The organism is Streptomyces sp. NPDC004542 (assembly GCF_040610035.1).
GTDB lineage: Bacteria > Actinomycetota > Actinomycetes > Streptomycetales > Streptomycetaceae > Streptomyces.
In genome coordinates this window covers 63,267-80,091 of record NZ_JBEXLP010000004.1, presented here as the reverse complement: position 1 = coordinate 80,091, position 16,825 = coordinate 63,267, and the positions used below count along the sequence as shown (strand labels likewise).

13 protein-coding genes and 3 pseudogenes are annotated in these 16,825 nt (G+C 72.0%); 5 read left to right on the top strand and 11 right to left on the bottom strand.

What is annotated here, in order from left to right; translation table 11 throughout:
- Positions 1-339 precede the first annotated feature (339 nt).
- From ABZX30_RS03925 to ABZX30_RS03910, 4 genes and pseudogenes are all read right to left on the bottom strand, one after another.
- Positions 340-590: pseudogene (locus ABZX30_RS03925) on the bottom strand (ATP-binding protein); the annotation flags it as partial.
- Between the two features lie 67 nt (positions 591-657).
- Positions 658-1,623, bottom strand: a complete 966-nt coding sequence (locus tag ABZX30_RS03920) for a pirin family protein (protein ID WP_355928435.1) — start codon at positions 1,621-1,623, stop codon at positions 658-660.
- Between the two features lie 193 nt (positions 1,624-1,816).
- Positions 1,817-1,993, bottom strand: a pseudogene (locus ABZX30_RS03915) (carbohydrate ABC transporter permease); the annotation flags it as partial.
- Between the two features lie 364 nt (positions 1,994-2,357).
- On the bottom strand, positions 2,358-3,053 hold the full coding sequence (locus ABZX30_RS03910; protein ID WP_355928433.1) for a type 1 glutamine amidotransferase domain-containing protein: 696 nt from the start codon (positions 3,051-3,053) through the stop codon (positions 2,358-2,360).
- Positions 3,054-3,343: 290 nt separating this feature from the next.
- On the opposite strand from ABZX30_RS03910, the gene ABZX30_RS03905 reads away from it, so the two are divergent.
- Together ABZX30_RS03905 and ABZX30_RS03900 are read left to right on the top strand one after the other, a co-directional pair.
- Complete coding sequence (locus ABZX30_RS03905; protein WP_355928431.1) at positions 3,344-4,039, top strand: hypothetical protein; 696 nt, start codon at positions 3,344-3,346, stop codon at positions 4,037-4,039.
- 31 nt (positions 4,040-4,070) lie between these two features.
- Positions 4,071-4,739 carry a PAS domain-containing protein gene (locus ABZX30_RS03900; RefSeq protein ID WP_355928428.1) on the top strand — a complete coding sequence of 223 codons (669 nt, stop codon included), beginning with the start codon at positions 4,071-4,073 and terminating at the stop codon, positions 4,737-4,739.
- Between the two features lie 22 nt (positions 4,740-4,761).
- On the opposite strand, the pseudogene ABZX30_RS03895 reads toward ABZX30_RS03900, so the two are convergent.
- From ABZX30_RS03895 to rhaI, 7 genes and pseudogenes are all read right to left on the bottom strand, one after another.
- A pseudogene (locus ABZX30_RS03895) lies at positions 4,762-5,163 on the bottom strand (VWA domain-containing protein); the annotation flags it as partial.
- 141 nt (positions 5,164-5,304) lie between these two features.
- Positions 5,305-5,946, bottom strand: coding sequence for an LUD domain-containing protein (locus ABZX30_RS03890; protein ID WP_355928426.1), 642 nt, complete (start codon positions 5,944-5,946; stop codon positions 5,305-5,307).
- Positions 5,943-7,430: a LutB/LldF family L-lactate oxidation iron-sulfur protein gene (locus ABZX30_RS03885; RefSeq protein ID WP_355928423.1), complete on the bottom strand. Its 1,488-nt coding sequence runs from the start codon at positions 7,428-7,430 to the stop codon at positions 5,943-5,945. Before ABZX30_RS03885 ends, ABZX30_RS03890 begins: the two co-directional genes overlap by 4 nt.
- Positions 7,427-8,182, bottom strand: a complete 756-nt coding sequence (locus ABZX30_RS03880) for a (Fe-S)-binding protein (RefSeq protein WP_355928420.1) — start codon at positions 8,180-8,182, stop codon at positions 7,427-7,429. Before ABZX30_RS03880 ends, ABZX30_RS03885 begins: the two co-directional genes overlap by 4 nt.
- A gap of 72 nt (positions 8,183-8,254) precedes the next feature.
- Positions 8,255-9,718, bottom strand: coding sequence for a rhamnulokinase family protein (locus ABZX30_RS03875; RefSeq protein ID WP_355928417.1), 1,464 nt, complete (start codon positions 9,716-9,718; stop codon positions 8,255-8,257).
- Positions 9,715-11,754 (bottom strand): bifunctional aldolase/short-chain dehydrogenase, encoded by a 2,040-nt coding sequence (locus ABZX30_RS03870; protein ID WP_355928414.1) that lies wholly within the window; start codon positions 11,752-11,754, stop codon positions 9,715-9,717. The genes ABZX30_RS03875 and ABZX30_RS03870 overlap by 4 nt, the downstream gene beginning before the upstream one ends.
- A 55-nt stretch (positions 11,755-11,809) precedes the next feature.
- The gene (gene rhaI, locus ABZX30_RS03865; protein WP_355928411.1) at positions 11,810-12,979 is read right to left on the bottom strand and encodes an L-rhamnose isomerase; all 1,170 of its coding nucleotides are present in this window, start codon (positions 12,977-12,979) and stop codon (positions 11,810-11,812) included.
- A gap of 285 nt (positions 12,980-13,264) precedes the next feature.
- On the opposite strand from rhaI, the gene ABZX30_RS03860 reads away from it, so the two are divergent.
- Genes ABZX30_RS03860 through ABZX30_RS03850 form a run of 3 tightly spaced genes read left to right on the top strand, consistent with a single transcriptional unit; the run spans position 13,265 to position 16,820 of the window.
- On the top strand, positions 13,265-14,791 hold the full coding sequence (locus ABZX30_RS03860; RefSeq protein ID WP_355928408.1) for a sugar ABC transporter ATP-binding protein: 1,527 nt from the start codon (positions 13,265-13,267) through the stop codon (positions 14,789-14,791).
- Complete coding sequence (locus ABZX30_RS03855; protein ID WP_355928405.1) at positions 14,788-15,825, top strand: ABC transporter permease; 1,038 nt, start codon at positions 14,788-14,790, stop codon at positions 15,823-15,825. The genes ABZX30_RS03860 and ABZX30_RS03855 overlap by 4 nt, the downstream gene beginning before the upstream one ends.
- Positions 15,822-16,820, top strand: coding sequence for an ABC transporter permease (locus ABZX30_RS03850; protein ID WP_355928403.1), 999 nt, complete (start codon positions 15,822-15,824; stop codon positions 16,818-16,820). The genes ABZX30_RS03855 and ABZX30_RS03850 overlap by 4 nt, the downstream gene beginning before the upstream one ends.
- Positions 16,821-16,825 lie beyond the last annotated feature (5 nt).

The following is a 16,825-nucleotide window of genomic DNA, read 5'->3' as shown; positions in this document are numbered from 1 at the left end:
ATCAGAGGGGCGCGATCCGCTTCCGCGGGTTCGGCGCGAGTTCTACCTCGGCCTTTTGCTCCTCAATGGGATTATTCTTTTGCCTTTCCGTGATCGCAAACCCGCTGACAGGGGCTCCCTTTCTTCTTCGCCGAGCCGATTGCTGCGCGACCGGACCGCCGAAGCCGGCGTCAGTCCGACCGAGGCAGGCCGGCACTGGCGCGTCTTCAGCGCACTCGACCCCGTACCTTCAGCGCCACCGTGGCAGGTCCCTACGCAAGTTTTGTACAGAGCAAAATTACCTGTCAGGCGCTCGACGAAATTCTGGGGGAGTGCCGCGTCGGTCAAGGCCGACGCGGACAGATCGTCATGCTCCCAGCCGTCGGCAGCCCAGCGCACGACCCCGTACGTCGCGTACGGGCACAGCATCACCTCGTGATCAACAGCTTGCTGACCACCTGGGTCGAAGTCGCCTCGATCCAGCTGTGCCGCCGGTGTCGGGCAGCCTCCCAGCCGGCGCCGGCGAACACGGCCGGTGTCACCAGGATCAGGATGCCGACCTCAGGGGCGACCATCACGGCCCAGTACAGGAATGCGCCGACCGCACAGCCGGGGCCGAACCGCGCGGGGTGTGCTTCACGTCGCCCCTGTGGGCGTGCAGAGCGGGAAACCCAGAGATCAGCGCACCCGACCCCGCGGTTTCAGCGGCACCGCCGGCAGCTCCGGCGCCGACAGCCGATCCCCGTCGTACCCCTGCACTTCCCCGAATCGTGTCCCACTCGTCCAGTCCTCCCGGGCCCGGGTGATCTCGTCCTGCGTACGCCCGACGAAGTTCCACCACATGACGAGCTCCTCGGCGAACGGCTCGCCGCCGAGCAGCATGACCCCGGCGTCCGACTCGGCCCGCAGGGGCAGTTCGGTGCGCCCGCAGCCGAGGTACAGCATCGACCCGGGCAGTACCGGCACGCCGTCGACGTGGACCTCGCCGGACATCGCCAGGACCCCGTACTCGAAGTCGGGATCGAGGGGCAGCCGGACGTCGGCGCCCCGGGTGAGCGCGAGGTCGGCGCCCACGATCGGCGTGTACGCGGTGCCGGGGGAGACGGCGCCGTCCAGGCCGCCGAGGAGGACGGTCGCGGTCAGTCCGGGTGCGGTGACCGTGGGCAGCACCGGATGGTGCTCGAACTTCGGCTCGGTGTGGCGGTGGGCGTCGGGCAGCGCGACCCAGAGCTGGGCGCCGTGCAGGAAGCGGGCGTGCGACCTCGGGCTCTCCTCGGAGTGGCTGATCGCCCGGCCCGAGGTCATCAGCCCGAGCTCCTTGGGGCGGATCGTCTGGAGGCTGCCGGTCGAGTCGCGGTGCAGCACCTCGCCCTCGTGCAGCCAGCTGACCGTCTGCAGGCCCATGTGCGGGTGCGGCGGCACCTGCATGCCGGGTTCGTCGGCGATGTCGTCGGGCCCGTAGTGGTCGACGAACGCCCAGGCGCCGATCATGCGCCGGCCCAGGTTGGGCAGCAGCCGGCGCACCTCGGTCGACCCGCCGAGTCGGACGTGGCGGGGGCTCAGCAGTTCGCGGACGGGTTCGGCGACGACGAATCCCCGGCCACCGCACAGGCTCGGCACGGGAGCGCGGTCAAGGTTGCTCATGCCGCACAACCTAGTCCCTCGCTTCCTGTGAGGACACCGCCACCCCGTCGCGAGCGGCCGGCCGCCGGCGAACGGGACCGGACCGGCCGGTGGGGTTCCCGCGCCTGCCGGCATCAGGCGCGGGAACCCCGGTCGAGGACGGGCCGGCCGGCAGCGGCCCGTCGGCTTCCGCGGACGGTCGGCGGCGCCGTCGAAGCAGGCCCAGGTGGAGGAAGACGCCGTAGAACCCCGTCGCCATGACGATGCCGGGGATCATCTGCGCGATCAGCAGCGCCGGGCTCAGCGCCCCGCCGCCGCGCGGGCGGAGCCTGGCCAGGGCGTAGCCGGCGGGGGCCGAGACGACGAGGGTGAGCGCGACCGTGCCGAGGCCGGGCGGCGGAGCCCTTGACGGGACCCTGCCCGGTGCGCACACCGTCCCGCCCACCGGGCGTTCGCCGGCGGCCGGCCGCAGGATGCCGGCCGAGGCGACGCCGGTCAGCCCGGTGACCACGCCCCTGTGGGCCACCGAGCCGGTGCTGTGCGGCGTCGGCGGCGCGACCGCCACCCAGGAGAAGGGGCCACCGAGGGCCGACAGGGTCTGGACGGCCAGGAGGACGCGCTGGGCGGGGCTGCCCCATGACGGCGGACGATCACCTTCCGCTGCCGTCACGTCCGCCTCCCCTGCCGACCCGGCGTATGGATCGCACGCCGCACCGGACGGCGTCTTACCGGGCGGACACCGTCCGGTCCGGCGTTCAGCCCAGCTTCTTCAGCAGTTCGGCGGCGAGCGGGGCGGAGGAGGCCGGGTTCTGGCCGGTGACCAGGTTGCGGTCCACGACCACGTTCGGTGCCCACGGCTCGCCCTCCCGGACCGCCACGCCCGCCTCCGTCAGCCGGTCCTGGAGCAGCCACCTGGCCTTGTCGGCGAAGCCGGCCTGGGTCTCCTCGGCGTTGGTGAACGCGGCCACCTCGTAGCCGGCGAAGGCGTTGGCGCCGTCGGCCGTGACGGCCGCGAGCAGGGCGGCCGGGCCGTGGCAGACCACGCCCAGCGGCTTGCCCGACCGCAGCGTCTCCACCAGCAGCCGGCCCGAGCCGGCGTCGACGGCCAGGTCCTCCATGGGGCCGTGCCCGCCGGGGTAGAAGACCGCGTCGAACTCGTCGAGCCGCACGTCCTCCAGCCGGACCGGTGAGCGCAGCTCGGTCATCTCCTCGAGGGTGCGCCGGACGGCGTCGGCGTTGTCCTGACCCCCGTTGACCTCGGCGGCCAGGCTGCCGGCGTCCACGGTCGGGACCACACCACCGGGGGTGGCGACGACGATGTCGTGACCGGCGTCCTTGAAGGCCCGGTACGGCGCGGCGGCCTCCTCCGCCCAGAAGCCGGTGGGGTGCTTGCTGCCGTCGGCCAGGGTCCAGTGGTCGGCGCCGGTCATCACGAAAAGGATCTTGGACATGTGTCACTCCGGGGGCGGTAGGTCATCACTGACGTCTATCGAACGTAGGCCATGGCATCCATGAGCATCCAATGGGGGACACCATGCCCGGCCGTATGGAGCACCGGACCGGGCAGGGCGCCTGGGGGGCCGGTCTCCGCTCGGCGCCCTCGGCGGCCGAGCCGAGCGGAGCGGGACCGGCCGGGGATCCCCGCTGTCGTCCAGGGTGGTGGACATGACATCGGTCAGGGGCATCGTGCCAGAGTGGTCACCGGCACGCGCGGGAGCGTGTTACCTGAGGGAGGGTCACCATGCAGGCACTGCACACGGTTTCTCTTCTCGGGACCGGTCTCTTCTGGACGGCTGCCTATGTGCTGCTGATCCGCACGGGGCTGAAGGAGCGGACCTTCGGCATGCCGTTGGTCGCGTTCGCCACCAACCTCAGCTGGGAGTTCATGTTCTCCTTCGTGCGGCCTCCGTCCGGCCCCATGCTGGTGATCAACATCGTGTGGTTCTGCTTCGACCTCGTCATCGGCTACACCGTCGTCCGCTTCGGCCGGGCCGAATTCCCCTACCTGCCCGACCGGTTGTTCCTGCCGGCGCTGGCCGCCGTCCTGCTGCTCGCCTACCCGGGCATGAACCTCGCCTCCGAGCAGTTCGACGACGGCGGGGGCGCCATCACCGCGTTCGGCAGCAACGTGGCGATGTCGGCCATGTTCCTCGGGATGCTCGCCGCCCGCCGGGGCCTGCGTGGCCAGTCCCTCGGCATCGCGCTGACCAAGCTCGCCGGTACCGGCTGCGCCTCCCTGACGCTGCTCACCGACCCCGATCCGGTACCGGGCCACGGGACCGCGCTGATGCACTACTTCTTCGTGGCCTGTCTCGTCCTGGACACGGCGTACGCCGTCGCCGTGTACACGGTGCGGCGGCACGCGGGCGAAGCGGGCCGCGCGGCGGCTTCCCCGGCCCCTCGGGCTGGACTCCCCGTACACAGCCTGGACGGGTAGTCTCGGAAGCCCGCCGAGCGAAGGAGTCCCGATGGCCGACGTGCTCCCCCTGGAGGCGGAGCGGGACGCGATCATCGCGGCGCTGGGTCCGGTCGTCGACGGCATCGTGGCGACCTTCGGCCCGGTCTGTGAGGTGGTCCTGCACGACTACCGGCGACCGGAGAAGTCGGTGGTCGCCATCGCCGGGGAGGTGACCGGACGCGCGGTGGGCGGGGCGATGAGCGAGATCGGCATGCGCATGGTCGCCCGGGGCGACACGGCCGCGGACGAGCTGAACTACCTCACCAGGACCCCGGCCGGGAAGCTCGTGAAGTCCTCCACGATGCTTCTGCGGGACTCCGGCGGCGCGGTGTTCGGCGCGCTGTGCGTGAACCTCGATCTCACCGCGCTGACCCAGGCCCACACCCTGCTGGGCGCCCTCGCCGGCACGGACGCCGCCGAGCCGCCGACCACCGCCTTCGGCGACGACATCGACGCGGTGGTGGACGCCATCGTCGACGCCCACCAGCTGCGGCAGAACGCGAGCTGGTCCCAGCTCGACCGGGCGCAGCGCCTGGAGCTGTTCCGCGGCCTCGACGAACGGGGCGTGTTCGCGGTGCGCCGGGCGGTCGAACAGGTCGCCGGCCGGCTCGGGATCTCCCGTGCCTCCGCGTACAACTACCTCGCGCAGGCCAGGGCGGAGGCCGGACCGGGCCGGTGACGCCGGGCCGAGGGGGCTCGAGTCACACCGGCAGCAGCCGTCCGGTCAGCCCGCCGAGCTGCCGGGCCGTGCGGCAGCGGCACCCGTGCATCTCGACCCGTTCCGCGCAGGCGGGCGCGGCCGGGTCGCCCGTGCCCCGCCGGGGGCGTGGTTCGGGATTCAGCCAGTAGAACCGGCGGGCCCGTCCGGTGATACGGCGTACGGCGGCCAGGTTCGGCTCGCTCATGTGGGTCCGGGCGTCATCGAGTACGAACACGGTGGTGCGCGGGCCGACCGCGTCGCCGTACCGCTCCGCGAACTCGCCCAGCGCCACGCCGTAGCCGCTGCTGCCGTGCCAGCCGGTGCGGGTGGCCTCGGCACGGACGCGGGCGCCGAGGCCCTCCGGGCCGGCGGCGCCGTGCTCGAGCAGTCCGGTCACCTCGTCGGGGCCCTTCGGCTGGGGCGGGCATCGGGTCCCGCGCTGTCCAAGCGCTTGTTCACCCGCTGGTCACCCGTCACCCGTCACCCCTCACCTGTCACCTGTCACCCGTCACGTGTCGTCCGGCCACCCGCCGCTTCCTCCGGCTCAGTCCACCAGCACGACCTCCAGCGTCCGCGGCCCGTGCACGCCCTCCACCCGGTCCAGTTCGATGTCGCTGGTCGCCGACGGACCGGAGATCCAGGTCAGCGGACGGGTGGGGTCGAGGCGTTCGAGGGCCTGGGGGACGGAGGAGACGACCTGGCCGGGGACGCGGACCACGCAGATGTGGTGGTCGGGGACCAGCGTGATGCGGCGCCGGCCCTGGTCGGGGCCGCCGTCCAGGACGATGGTGCCGGTCTCGGCGATGGCCACCGCGCAGCCGGTGACCACGCTGTCGACCCGGTCCAGCTCGTGCGGGGTGCTCCCGGCGCGGTCCGCGACCCGCTCCACGTCGGCGCCTTCGAGCCAGCGCTCGTCGAGACCCGGCGGGACCAGCACGGTCCTCGATCCCCGCTCGGCGAGCAACCGGCCGACCGTCGCGGCCAGTTCGCCGGCCGTGCACCGGTGCACGACCGCCCGGTAGTCCGCCAGGTTCCCGGCCAGCAGATCCACCGTCTCCCGGGCACCGAGCCCGCCGTGCTCGCGCAGGTAGTCACGCGGAACCGCCTGCTCGTACGGCACGTCGTCCGCCGGTACGTCCGCCAGCGCCCGCCGCACCCGGCCCAGGATCCGCTCCCTGCTGCTCACTTCGCGCCGTCCTTCCCACCTCGTGTGCGCTGCCACCAGTCGCGGAACGGCTCCTCCGGTACGGCCGGCAGATCCCGCGTCCCGCTCCACGCCCTGCCCGGGCCGGGCAGCGTCCGTGGATGGAGGCGGCGGGTGCGCGAGGCGAGCCGCTGTCCGGCGCGCAGGGCGCCCGGATGCGTGAACGCCCAGCGGGCCGCCCGCATCGCCGCGCGCTCGGCGGCGTGCCCCTTCGCGGGCTGGAGCACCACCTTGTTGCCCTCCCGCGTCACCGCCCCGCCCTCGACGACCCGCTCCCGCAGGTGGACGAGCACCTCGGGGATGTCGATGGCGACCGGGCAGACCTCGTAGCAGGCGCCGCACAGGGAGGACGCGTACGGCAGGGAGGCGTCGATCTCGCTCGCCGTGCCCCGCAGCTGCGGGCTGAGGATCGCACCGATGGGCCCCGGGTAGACCGAGCCGTAGGCGTGGCCGCCCGCCCGCTCGTACACCGGGCAGACGTTGAGGCAGGCCGAGCAGCGGATGCAGCGCAGCGCCTGGCGGCCGACCTCGTCGGCGAGGGTGTCGGTGCGGCCGTTGTCGAGGAGGACCAGGTGGAAGGTGCGCGGACCGTCGGCCGTCCCGGAGTCCGTGGTGCCCGTCCACATGCTCGTGTACGGGTTCATCCGCTCGGCCGTCGAGGAGCGGGGCAGCGTCTGCAGGAAGACCTCCAGGTCCCGCCAGGTCGGCACGATCTTCTCGATGCCGACCACCGAGATCAGCGTCTCGGGCAGGGTCAGGCACATCCGGCCGTTGCCCTCGGACTCGACGACCACCAGCGTGCCGGTCTCCGCGACCATGAAGTTGGCGCCGGAGACGCCGACCTTGGCGCGCAGGAACTTCTCGCGCAGGTGCAGCCGGGCCGCCTCCGCGAGTTCGGCGGGCGTGTCGGTCAGGCCCTCGGGGGCCGGGCGGCCCCACTCCTTCATCTCGGTGCGGAAGATGTCCCGGATCTCGCCCCGGTTGCGGTGGATGGCGGGGACGAGGATGTGCGAGGGCCGGTCCCTGCCCAACTGCACGATCAGCTCGGCGAGATCGGTCTCGTAGGCGCGGATGCCCTCGGCCTCCAGCGCCTCGTTGAGCCCGATCTCCTGCGTGGCCATCGACTTGACCTTGACGACCTCCGACTCGCCGGTGGCCTTGACGAGTCCGGTGACGATCCGGTTGGCCTCGTCGGCGTCCGCCGCCCAGTGGACGATGCCGCCCGCCGCCGTGACCGACTCCTCCAACTGGAGCAGGTAACGGTCCAGGTGACGGAGCGTATGATCCTTGATCCGCTTGCCGGCCTCGCGCAGCTGCGCCCAGTCCGGCACCTCCGCCACCGCGTTCGCCCGCTTGGCGCGGATGGTGTGGGTGGCGTGGCGGAGGTTGCCGCGCAGGGTCCGGTTGTGCACGGCTTCGTGAGCCGCCTCGGGGAAAGCGGGCATCCCGACGAACGTTCCGCTCATACGGCCGGCTCCTCCTCCGTGCTCGCCAGGATCTCCGCGATGTGCACCGGCCGTATGCCGGCTCCGAGCCGGGTCATGGTGCCGCCGATGTGCATCAGGCAGGAGTTGTCGGCCGCGCACAGCACCTCCGCGCCCGTCGACTCGGCGTTGCGCACCTTGTCCGCGCCCATCGCCGCCGAGACGTCGGAGTTCTTCACCGCGAACGTCCCGCCGAAGCCGCAGCACTCCTCGGCTCCCGGCAACTCCACCAGTTCCAGCCCCTTGACGGCCTGGAGCAGCCGGCGCGGCCGCTCGCCGAGCCCCAGACCCCGCAGCCCGTGACAGGTCGGGTGGTACGTCACCCGGTGCGGGTAGTACGCCCCGACGTCCGTCACCCCCAGCACGTCCACCAGGAACTCGGTCAGTTCGTACGTCTTCGGCACCACCGGCGCCAGCACGGCCGCGAGCCCGTCCCCGCGCCCCTCGGCGCGGGCCCGCTCGCCCATGCGCGGATACAGCTCCCGCACCATCGCCCCGCACGATCCGGAGGGCGTCACGATCGCCTCGTACTCCCGGAAGACATCGGAGAAATGCCGGGCCAGTGGTTCGGCCTCATGACGGTAGCCGGTGTTGTAGTGCGCCTGCCCGCAGCAGGTCTGGGCCATCGGGAAGTCGACCTCGACGCCCAGTCTGGTCAGCAGTTTCACCACCGCTCGGCCGGTGTCCGGATAGAGCGTGTCGTTGACACAGGTCAGGAACAGGGCGACACGCATCGCGGCTCCTCGGGGTCGGTCATCGGACGAGTGCAGGGTAATGGGCGGCGGAGCGCCCAGGGAGCCCCGGGCTCACGGCGTGGCCAGCCGGGTCCGGGCCGCCTGCCAGCGCGCCGGGTCGCCCTGCGGTTCGTAGCGCGTCAGCGGCTGTGTACGCGCCAGCAGCCGCCGCATGCCGGCCAGGTCACCGGCCGGCCCGTGCGCCCGCGCCTGCACCAGCACGTTGCCGAGCGCGGCCGCCTCCGCGGGCCCGGCGACCACCGGCAGTCCGCAGGCGTCCGCGGTGAGCTGGCACAGCAGCGCGTTGCGGGTGCCGCCGCCGACGATGTGCACCACGTCGACCGGGTGCCCGGCCAGCCGCTGGGCGTCCTCGACGGCCCGCCGGTGGGCGAGCGCGAGGGAGTCGAGGATGCACCGCGTCACCTCGCCCCGGGTCCCGGGCACCGGCTGGCCGGACGCCCGGCACGCCTCGGCGATCCGCTCCGGCATCCGGCCCGGCGCCAGGAAACGGGCGTCCCCGGCGTCCACCACGGAGCGCAGCGCGGGCACGGCGGCCGCCTCGCGCAGCAGCCCGCCGAGATCCGGGTTCCCCCAGGCCCGTACGCACTCCTGGAGCAGCCACAGTCCCATGATGTTGCGCAGGTAGCGGACCGTACCGTCCAGCCCGAGTTCGTTGGTGAAGTTCGCCGCCCGGCTCTCCTCGGTCAGCACGGGCGCGGTCAGTTCCAGCCCGGCCAGCGACCAGGTGCCGGTGCAGATGTACGCGAACCGCTCACCGTCGGCGGGCACGGCGGCCACCGCGGAGGCGGTGTCGTGCGAGCCGACCGCGGTCACCGGCACCGGCCCGGCCAGTCCGGTCTCCTCCAGCACCTCCGGCCGCAACTCTCCCGCCGGGTCCCCCGGCTGCCGCAGCGGGGCGAACAGGCCGAGGTCGATCCCGAGACGGGCGGCGACCTCGTACGACCAGTCACGGGTACGGGGATCGACGAGCTGGGTGGTGGAGGCGTTGGTCAGTTCCGTGCCCTGCTCACCGGTCAGCCAGTACGTCAGCAGGTCGGGGACGAGCAGCAGCCGCTTCGCGGCCCGCAGCTGCACCGTCGAACGAGCGGCCGCCAGCTGGTACAGCGTGTTGAAGGGCGCGTACTGGAGGCCGGTCGCCGCGTACAGGTCGGCGGCGGGCAGGCTCGCCCACACCTGCTCCGCGACGCCCTCCGTACGGGCGTCGCGGTAGTGCACGGGGTTGCCCAGCAGAGCCCCGTCCGCGTCCAGCAGGCCGTAGTCCACCGCCCAGCTGTCGATACCGACGGAAGCGAGCCGTCCCCCGCACCCGGCGCCGGCCGCCCGCAGCCCCTCCAGCACTCCCGCGTACAGCCCGAGCACGTCCCAGCGCAGCCCCTCGGGCACGCGCACCGGCCGGTTCGGGAACCGGTGCGCCTCGTCTAGCTCCAGCGAGTCGGGGCCGACGCGGCCGACCATGACGCGCCCGCTGGACGCGCCGAGGTCGACCGCGGCGTACGATTTCACGGCGGCGCTCACCGCAGGAACGCGGCCGCCACACCCGCGTCGACGGGGATGTGCAGTCCCGTGGTGTGCGTGAGCTCACCGCCGGTGAGCGCGAAGACGGCGTTCGCCACGTGCTCGGGCAGCACCTCCCGCTTGAGGATGGTCCGCTGCGCGTAGAATTCGCCCAGCTTCTCCTCCTCCACCCCGTACACGGCGGCCCGCTGCGCGCCCCAGCCGCCCGCGAAGATCCCGGAGCCGCGTACCACCCCGTCCGGGTTGACCCCGTTGACCCGGATCCCGTGTTCGCCCAGCTCGGCGGCGAGCAGCCGCACCTGATGGGCCTGGTTGGCCTTGGTGGCGGAGTAGGCGATGTTGTTCGGCCCCGCGAAGACGGCGTTCTTGCTGGCGATGTAGACGATGTCCCCGCCGAGTCGCTGCGCGGTCATCACCCGGGCGGCCTCGCGCGACACCAGGAACGAACCGCGGGCCATGATGTCGTGCTGGAGGTCCCAGTCCTTCGCCGACGTCTCGAGCAGCGGCTTGGAGATGGAGATGCCGGCGTTGTTGACCACCAGGTCCACGCCGCCGAAGGCGAGCACCGCCGCCTTGAACGCCGCGGCGATCTGCTCCTCCGAGGTGACGTCCACGGTGACGGCCACCGCCTTGTCCGGCCCGCCCAGTTCCCCGGCGACCTCGGCGGCGTTCCGGGCGTTGAGGTCGGCGACCACGACGCACGCCCCCTCGGCGGCCAGCCGGTGGGCGATCGCCCTGCCGATCCCGCTGCCCGCGCCCGTCACCAGGGCCACCCGGGTGGCCAGCGGCTTGGGCTTCGGCATCCGCTGGAGCTTGGCCTCCTCGAGGGCCCAGTACTCGATGCGGAACTTCTCCGACTCCTCGATCGGCGCGTACGTGGACACCGCCTCGGCGCCCCGCATGACATTGATCGCGTTGACGTAGAACTCGCCGGCCACGCGGGCGGTCTGCTTGTCCTTGCCGAAGGAGAACATGCCGACCCCCGGCACGAGCACGATCGCCGGGTCGGCCCCGCGCATGGCGGGGGAGTCGGGCAGAGCATGCCTCTTGTAGTAGGCGGCGTACTCCTCCCGGTACCCGGCGTGCAGCTCCTTCAGCCGGGCGACCGCCTCGTCCAGCGGCGCCGTGGGCGGCAGGTCGAGCACCAGGGGCCGCACCTTGGTCCGCAGGAAGTGGTCCGGGCAGGAGGTGCCCAGCGCGGCGAGCCGCGGGTGCTCGGCCCGCGCGAGGAAGTCGAGGACCACCTCGGAGTCGGTGAAGTGCCCGACCTGGGCCCTGTCCTGCGAGGCGATGGCCCTGACGTACGGCGCCAGGGCGGCGGCCCGCTCCCGCCGCTCGGCCTCGGGCAGCGCCTCGTACCCCTCGACGACCGGTCCGAAGGGCTCGGCCTTGCCGCGCTCCGCCAGGAACGCCTCGGCGGTGCGGATGATGTGCAGCGAGTTCCGCTCGCACTCCTCCGACGTGGCGCCCCACGCGGTGATCCCGTGCCCGCCGAGCACACATCCGATGGCCTGCGGACTGGCTTCCTTGATCGCCGCGATGTCCAGTCCCAGCTGGAAGCCCGGCCGCCGCCACGGCACCCACACCACGCTGTCCCCGAAGCACTCGGCGGTCAGCTTCTCCCCGTCCGCCGCACAGGCCAGCGCGATACCGGAGTCCGGGTGCAGGTGATCCACGTGCGGCGCGTCCACCAGCCCGTGCATCGCGGTGTCGATGGAGGGAGCCGCCCCGCCCTTGCCGTGCAGGCAGTAGTCGAACGCGGCGACCATCTCGTCCTCGCGCTCGACGCCGGGGTAGACGCCGGCGAGCGCCCGCAGCCGGTCCAGCCGCAGCACGGCCAGCCCGGCCTCGGTGAGCGTGCCGAGGTCGCCGCCCGAGCCCTTCACCCACATGAGCTCCACGTCACCGCCGGTGACGGGGTCGGTGCCGGTGCCCTTGGCGGAGGTGTTGCCGCCGGCGTAGTTGGTGTTCCGGGGGTCGGCGCCGAGCCGATGGGAACGGGCGAGAAGCGCGTCGGCTTCGGGGTGGGATGCCATGTCTGTTCAGTCCTTTGTGAAGAGTCGGTACGGCGGGGGAAGGGGGGCGCGGGGTTCAGGCCCCCCAGCCGGCCTGCTGTCCGCCGACCCGCTTCTCGACGATCTCCTCGGCCCAGCCGGAGCGGCGGTAGGCGGCCACGGGGGCCGGGTCGAGACCGAGCTCCTCGCGCACCTCGGCGAGCAGCGGCCGCACGTCCGTGTTGTAGGCGTCCATCAGGACGGCGTTCGCCTCGAGCACGTCGCCGGAGAGCTGGGCGGCGGCGAGCGCCTCGCCGTCCACGAGCAGCGCCTTCGCCGTCGCCTCCTGCACGTTCATCACCGACCGGATGATCGCCGGGATCTTGGCCTCGATGTTGTGGCACTGGTCGAGCATGAAGGCGACCTCGGACGTGAGTCCGCCGCCGCGCACCACCTCGTACATGATCCGGAACAGCTGGAACGGGTCCGCGGCCCCCACCATCAGGTCGTCGTCGGCGTAGAAACGCGAGTTGAAGTCGAACCCGCCGAGCTTCCCCTCCCGCAGCAGCGTCGCGACGATGAACTCGATGTTGGTGCCGGGCGCGTGGTGGCCGGTGTCGACGACGACCTGGGCCTTGGGCCCGAGCTTGAGGCAGTGGGCGTAGGCGGTGCCCCAGTCCGGGACGTCCGTGGTGTAGAAGGCCGGCTCGAAGAACTTGTACTCCAGCAGCATCCGCTGGTCATCCCCGAGCCGCTCGTACACCTCGGCGAGCCCTTCGGCCAGCCGGTCCTGCCGGCCGCGGATGTCGTCCTGGCCGGGGTAGTTGGTGCCGTCGGCGAACCACAGCTTCAGGTCCTTGGACCCGGTGGCGTCCATGATGTCGACGCACTCCAGCAGGTGGTCGACGGCCTTGCGCCGCACCGCGGCGTCGGGGTGGCAGATGCTGCCCAGCTTGTAGGCGTCGTCCTGGAAGGTGTTGGAGTTTATCGCACCCAGCCTCAGGCCGCGCTCCTCGGCGTACTTGGCCAGCGCCGCGTAGTCCTCGACCTTGTCCCACGGGATGTGCAGGGCGACGCTCGGCGCGACCCCGGTGAACTCGTGCACCTTCGCGGCGTCCGCCAGCTTCTCGTAGGGATCGCGTGGCACTCCCGGCTGGGCGAACACCTTGAAGCGAGTGCCCGAGTTCCCGTACGCCCACGACGGCGTCTCGATGGCCTGGCTCTTGAGGGCTTCCTTCACCGAGGCGATGTCGGACGGGCTGGTCATGGTCAGTGCTCCTTAGCGCCGGGCGGATGGCCGACTCGGCCCGCGGGGCGGCCGACCAGATGAGATCTGAATCGTTTCATCGCGGCGAAGCTAAGGGGCCTGATCAGGGCTGTCAAGAGCCGGGGACGGTCGAGCATAGATCTCAGATGCATTACGGACAGATCAGCGAAAATTTCGAAGGCAACCCCATTGACTCCTGCCTGGTGACGCGTCTAGCTTCCGTGAAACCTCATTGAAACCTTTCACGGCGTCGAGCGAGTCAGCCCCTGACGCTGAGGAGCCCTCATGAACCAGTCCGACGCGGGCCCGAGCCCCGTCCTCGCCCTGAAGGACGTCTCCAAGTCCTTCGGCGCGGTGCGGGCCCTGCAGGACGTCTCCCTGCAGCTGTTCGCCGGTGAGGCACACGCCCTCGCCGGCGAGAACGGCGCGGGCAAGTCCACCCTCATCAAGACGCTCGCCGGAGTGCACCGGCCGGACACGGGACAGGTGCTGCTCGACGGCGCGCCGGTCGAGTTCCACGGTCCGGCCGACGCCCGGGACGCGGGCATCGCGGTGATCTACCAGGAGCCGACGCTCTTCCCCGACCTGTCCATCGCCGAGAACATCTTCATGGGACGCCAGCCCCGCAAGGGCTTCGGCCGCATCGACCGCGGGGCCGTGCACGCGACCACCGCGGGCCTGATGAACCGGCTGGGCGTCGACCTCGACCCGCAGCGGCCCGCCCGCGGCCTGTCCATCGCCGACCAGCAGATCGTCGAGATCGCCAAGGCGCTCTCCTTCGACGCCCGCGTCCTGATCATGGACGAGCCCACCGCCGCCCTGACCGGCAGCGAGACGGCACGGCTGTTCTCCGTCGTCGAGGCGCTGCGCGCCGAGGGCGCGGCCGTGCTGTTCATCTCGCACCGCCTGGAGGAGATCTTCCAGCTCTGCCAGCGTGTCACCACCCTGCGCGACGGACGCTGGATCTCCTCCGAGACGCTCGACGGCCTGACCGAGGACGACCTCGTGCGCCGCATGGTCGGCCGGGACCTGGACGAGCTCTACCCCAAGCAGCAGACGCGGATCGGCGAGGCCGCGCTGTCCGTCCAGCGCCTCACCCGGGAGGGCGTCTTCCGGGACGTCTCCTTCGAGGTGCGCCGCGGCGAGATCGTGGCCCTGGCCGGCCTCGTCGGCGCCGGCCGCAGCGAGGTCGTCCAGGCCGTCTTCGGCGTGGACCGCGCCGACGCCGGCGAGGTGCACGTGGACGGCAGGCGGCTGCCGGCCGGCTCGCCCACCGCCGCCATGGACGCCGGAGTCGCCCTGGTCCCCGAGGACCGGCGCCAGCGCGGCCTGGTGATGGAGATGTCCATCGAGCGCAACATCGGCCTGACCGGCCTGGACAAGCTCGGCAGGGCCGGACTCGTCCGGCGCGCCCTGGAGCAGGGGCGGGCCGCGGACTGGGCCGTGCGGCTCCAGCTGAAGTACAACAAGCTCTCGGACAGCGTCGGCGTGCTCTCCGGCGGCAACCAGCAGAAGGTCGTGCTCGCCAAGTGGCTCGCCACCGAGCCGTCCGTACTGATCGTCGACGAGCCCACCCGCGGCATCGACGTCGGCACCAAGGCCGAGGTGCACCGCCTGCTGTCCTCGCTCGCCGCCGAAGGGCTGGCCGTGCTGATGGTCTCCTCCGACCTGCCCGAGGTGCTCGGCATGGCCGACCGGGTCCTCGTCATGCACGAAGGCCGCCTGGTCACCGAGATACCCCGTGCCGAAGCCACCGAGGAGTCGGTCATGGCCGCGGCCACCGGCCGCGGCGGAAAGGAGCGGGCGGCATGACCACCGCACTCGACAAGCCCCCCGCCGCGGCGACGCCGGAGAAGAGCGACGCCCGCGGCCTGGTGGAAGCGGTCTTCAGGGCCCGCGAGATCAGCATCGCCGGCGCGCTCGTCCTGCTGATCCTCGGCACCTGGATCGCCAACCACTCGTTCCTGGACGGCCAGGGCGTCAAGGACCTGCTGCTCAACGCCTCGATCCTGGTCCTCCTCGCCGTCGGCCAGTCCGTCGTCGTGGTGACCCGCAACATCGACCTCTCGGTCGGCTCGGTCGTCGGACTCACCGCCTTCACCTGCGGCGACCTCGTCTCCGGCACCAGCCACGGCCCGATCGTGGTCATGCTGCTCGGCATCGCCATCGGCGCCGCCTGCGGCCTGGTCAGCGGTGCCCTGGTCAGTATCGGCAAGGTGCCCTCGCTGGTCGTCACGCTCGGCATGCTCTACGTCGTCCAGGGCCTGAACTACTTCCTCGCGCACGGCGGCCAGATCAACGCCGTCAACCTGCCCGACTCGGTGCTCTCCCTCGGCAGCGGCAGCGTCCTCGGCATCCCCTACCTGCCGCTGATCGCCTGCGCGGTCCTCGCCGGCACCGGCTACTACCTGCGCACCTACCGCGGCGGCCGCGAGCTGTACGCCCTCGGGTCCAGCCCCGAGGCCGCCCGGCTGGCCGGCATCCCCATCCGCCGCCGCATCCTCGCCGCGTACGTCTTCTCCGGAGCCGTCGCCGGCTTCGCGGGCGCCCTGTGGCTCGCCCGCTTCGGCACCGTCGTCGCCAACGCCGCGAGCGGCTGGGAACTCACCGTGGTCAGCGCCGTCGTGGTCGGCGGCGTGGCGATCACCGGCGGTGTCGGCTCGGTGTGGGGCGCGGCACTCGGCGCGATGCTGCTCACCACCATCTCCGGCGCCCTGGTCGTCCTGAAGGTCAACCCCTTCTGGGAGCAGGCCATCACCGGCGTCCTGCTGATCGCGGCGATCACCGCCGACCGCATCGTGCAGGTCCGCACCACCAACGCCCTGAGGAAGAGGAACAGGCGATGACCGCACTCACCAAGCTGCTGCGCTGGGACAGCGTCGTCGGCGTCCTGCTGGTCGCGGTGTTCCTGGCCGGCACCGGCAGCACCGAGGGCTTCGCCGACACCGCCAACCTGTCCGCCGCGCTCAACGACGTCGCCGAGGTCGCGCTGATCGCCCTGCCGATGACCCTGCTGGTCGTCGCGGGGCAGGTGGACCTGTCCGTCGCCTCGATGCTCGGGCTGTCCAGCGCCCTGGCCGGCTCCCTGTGGAACGCCGGCTGGGCCTTCGAGACGATCGTGCCGGTCTGCCTGCTGGTCGGCGCGGTCGGCGGACTCCTCAACGGCCTCCTGGTCACCCGGGTCGGGCTGCCCTCCCTCGCCGTCACCATCGGCACCCTCACCCTCTTCCGCGGCCTGGCCTCCGTGGTGCTCGGCACCGAGGCGGTCGCCGACTTCCCGCAGAAGTACGCCGACTGGGCCACGTACACCACGACCGTGCCCGGCACCTTCGTCCCCTACCCGGTCGCCCTGTTCGCCGTGCTCGCCGTCATCACCGCGGTGGTGCTGCACTGCACCGGCTTCGGGCGCTCCCTGTACGCCATCGGCGCGCAGGAGGATGCGGCCTATTTCGCCGGCATCCGGGTCAAGCGGATCAAGATGGCGCTGTTCGTGGTCTCCGGCCTGGTGTCGTCCTTCGCCGGCATCGTCTACACCCTGCGCTACGGCAGCGCCCGCGCCGACAACGGCCTCGGCCTGGAACTCGTCGTCATCGCCTCCGTCCTGCTCGGCGGCATCGACTTCGACGGCGGCAAGGGCACCCTCGGCGGCGCGGTCGCCGGTGTGCTCCTGGTCGGGCTGCTGCGCAACCTGCTCACCCTCAACGACGTCTCCAGCGAGATCCAGGTCGTGGTCACCGGCGTGCTGCTCATCGCCTCCGTGCTGACCCCCCGCGTGATCTCGGTGGTGACCGAACGCCGGCACCGACGAGCGGCCGCCACGGCCCCGGCTCCGGCCTCCTGACCCCG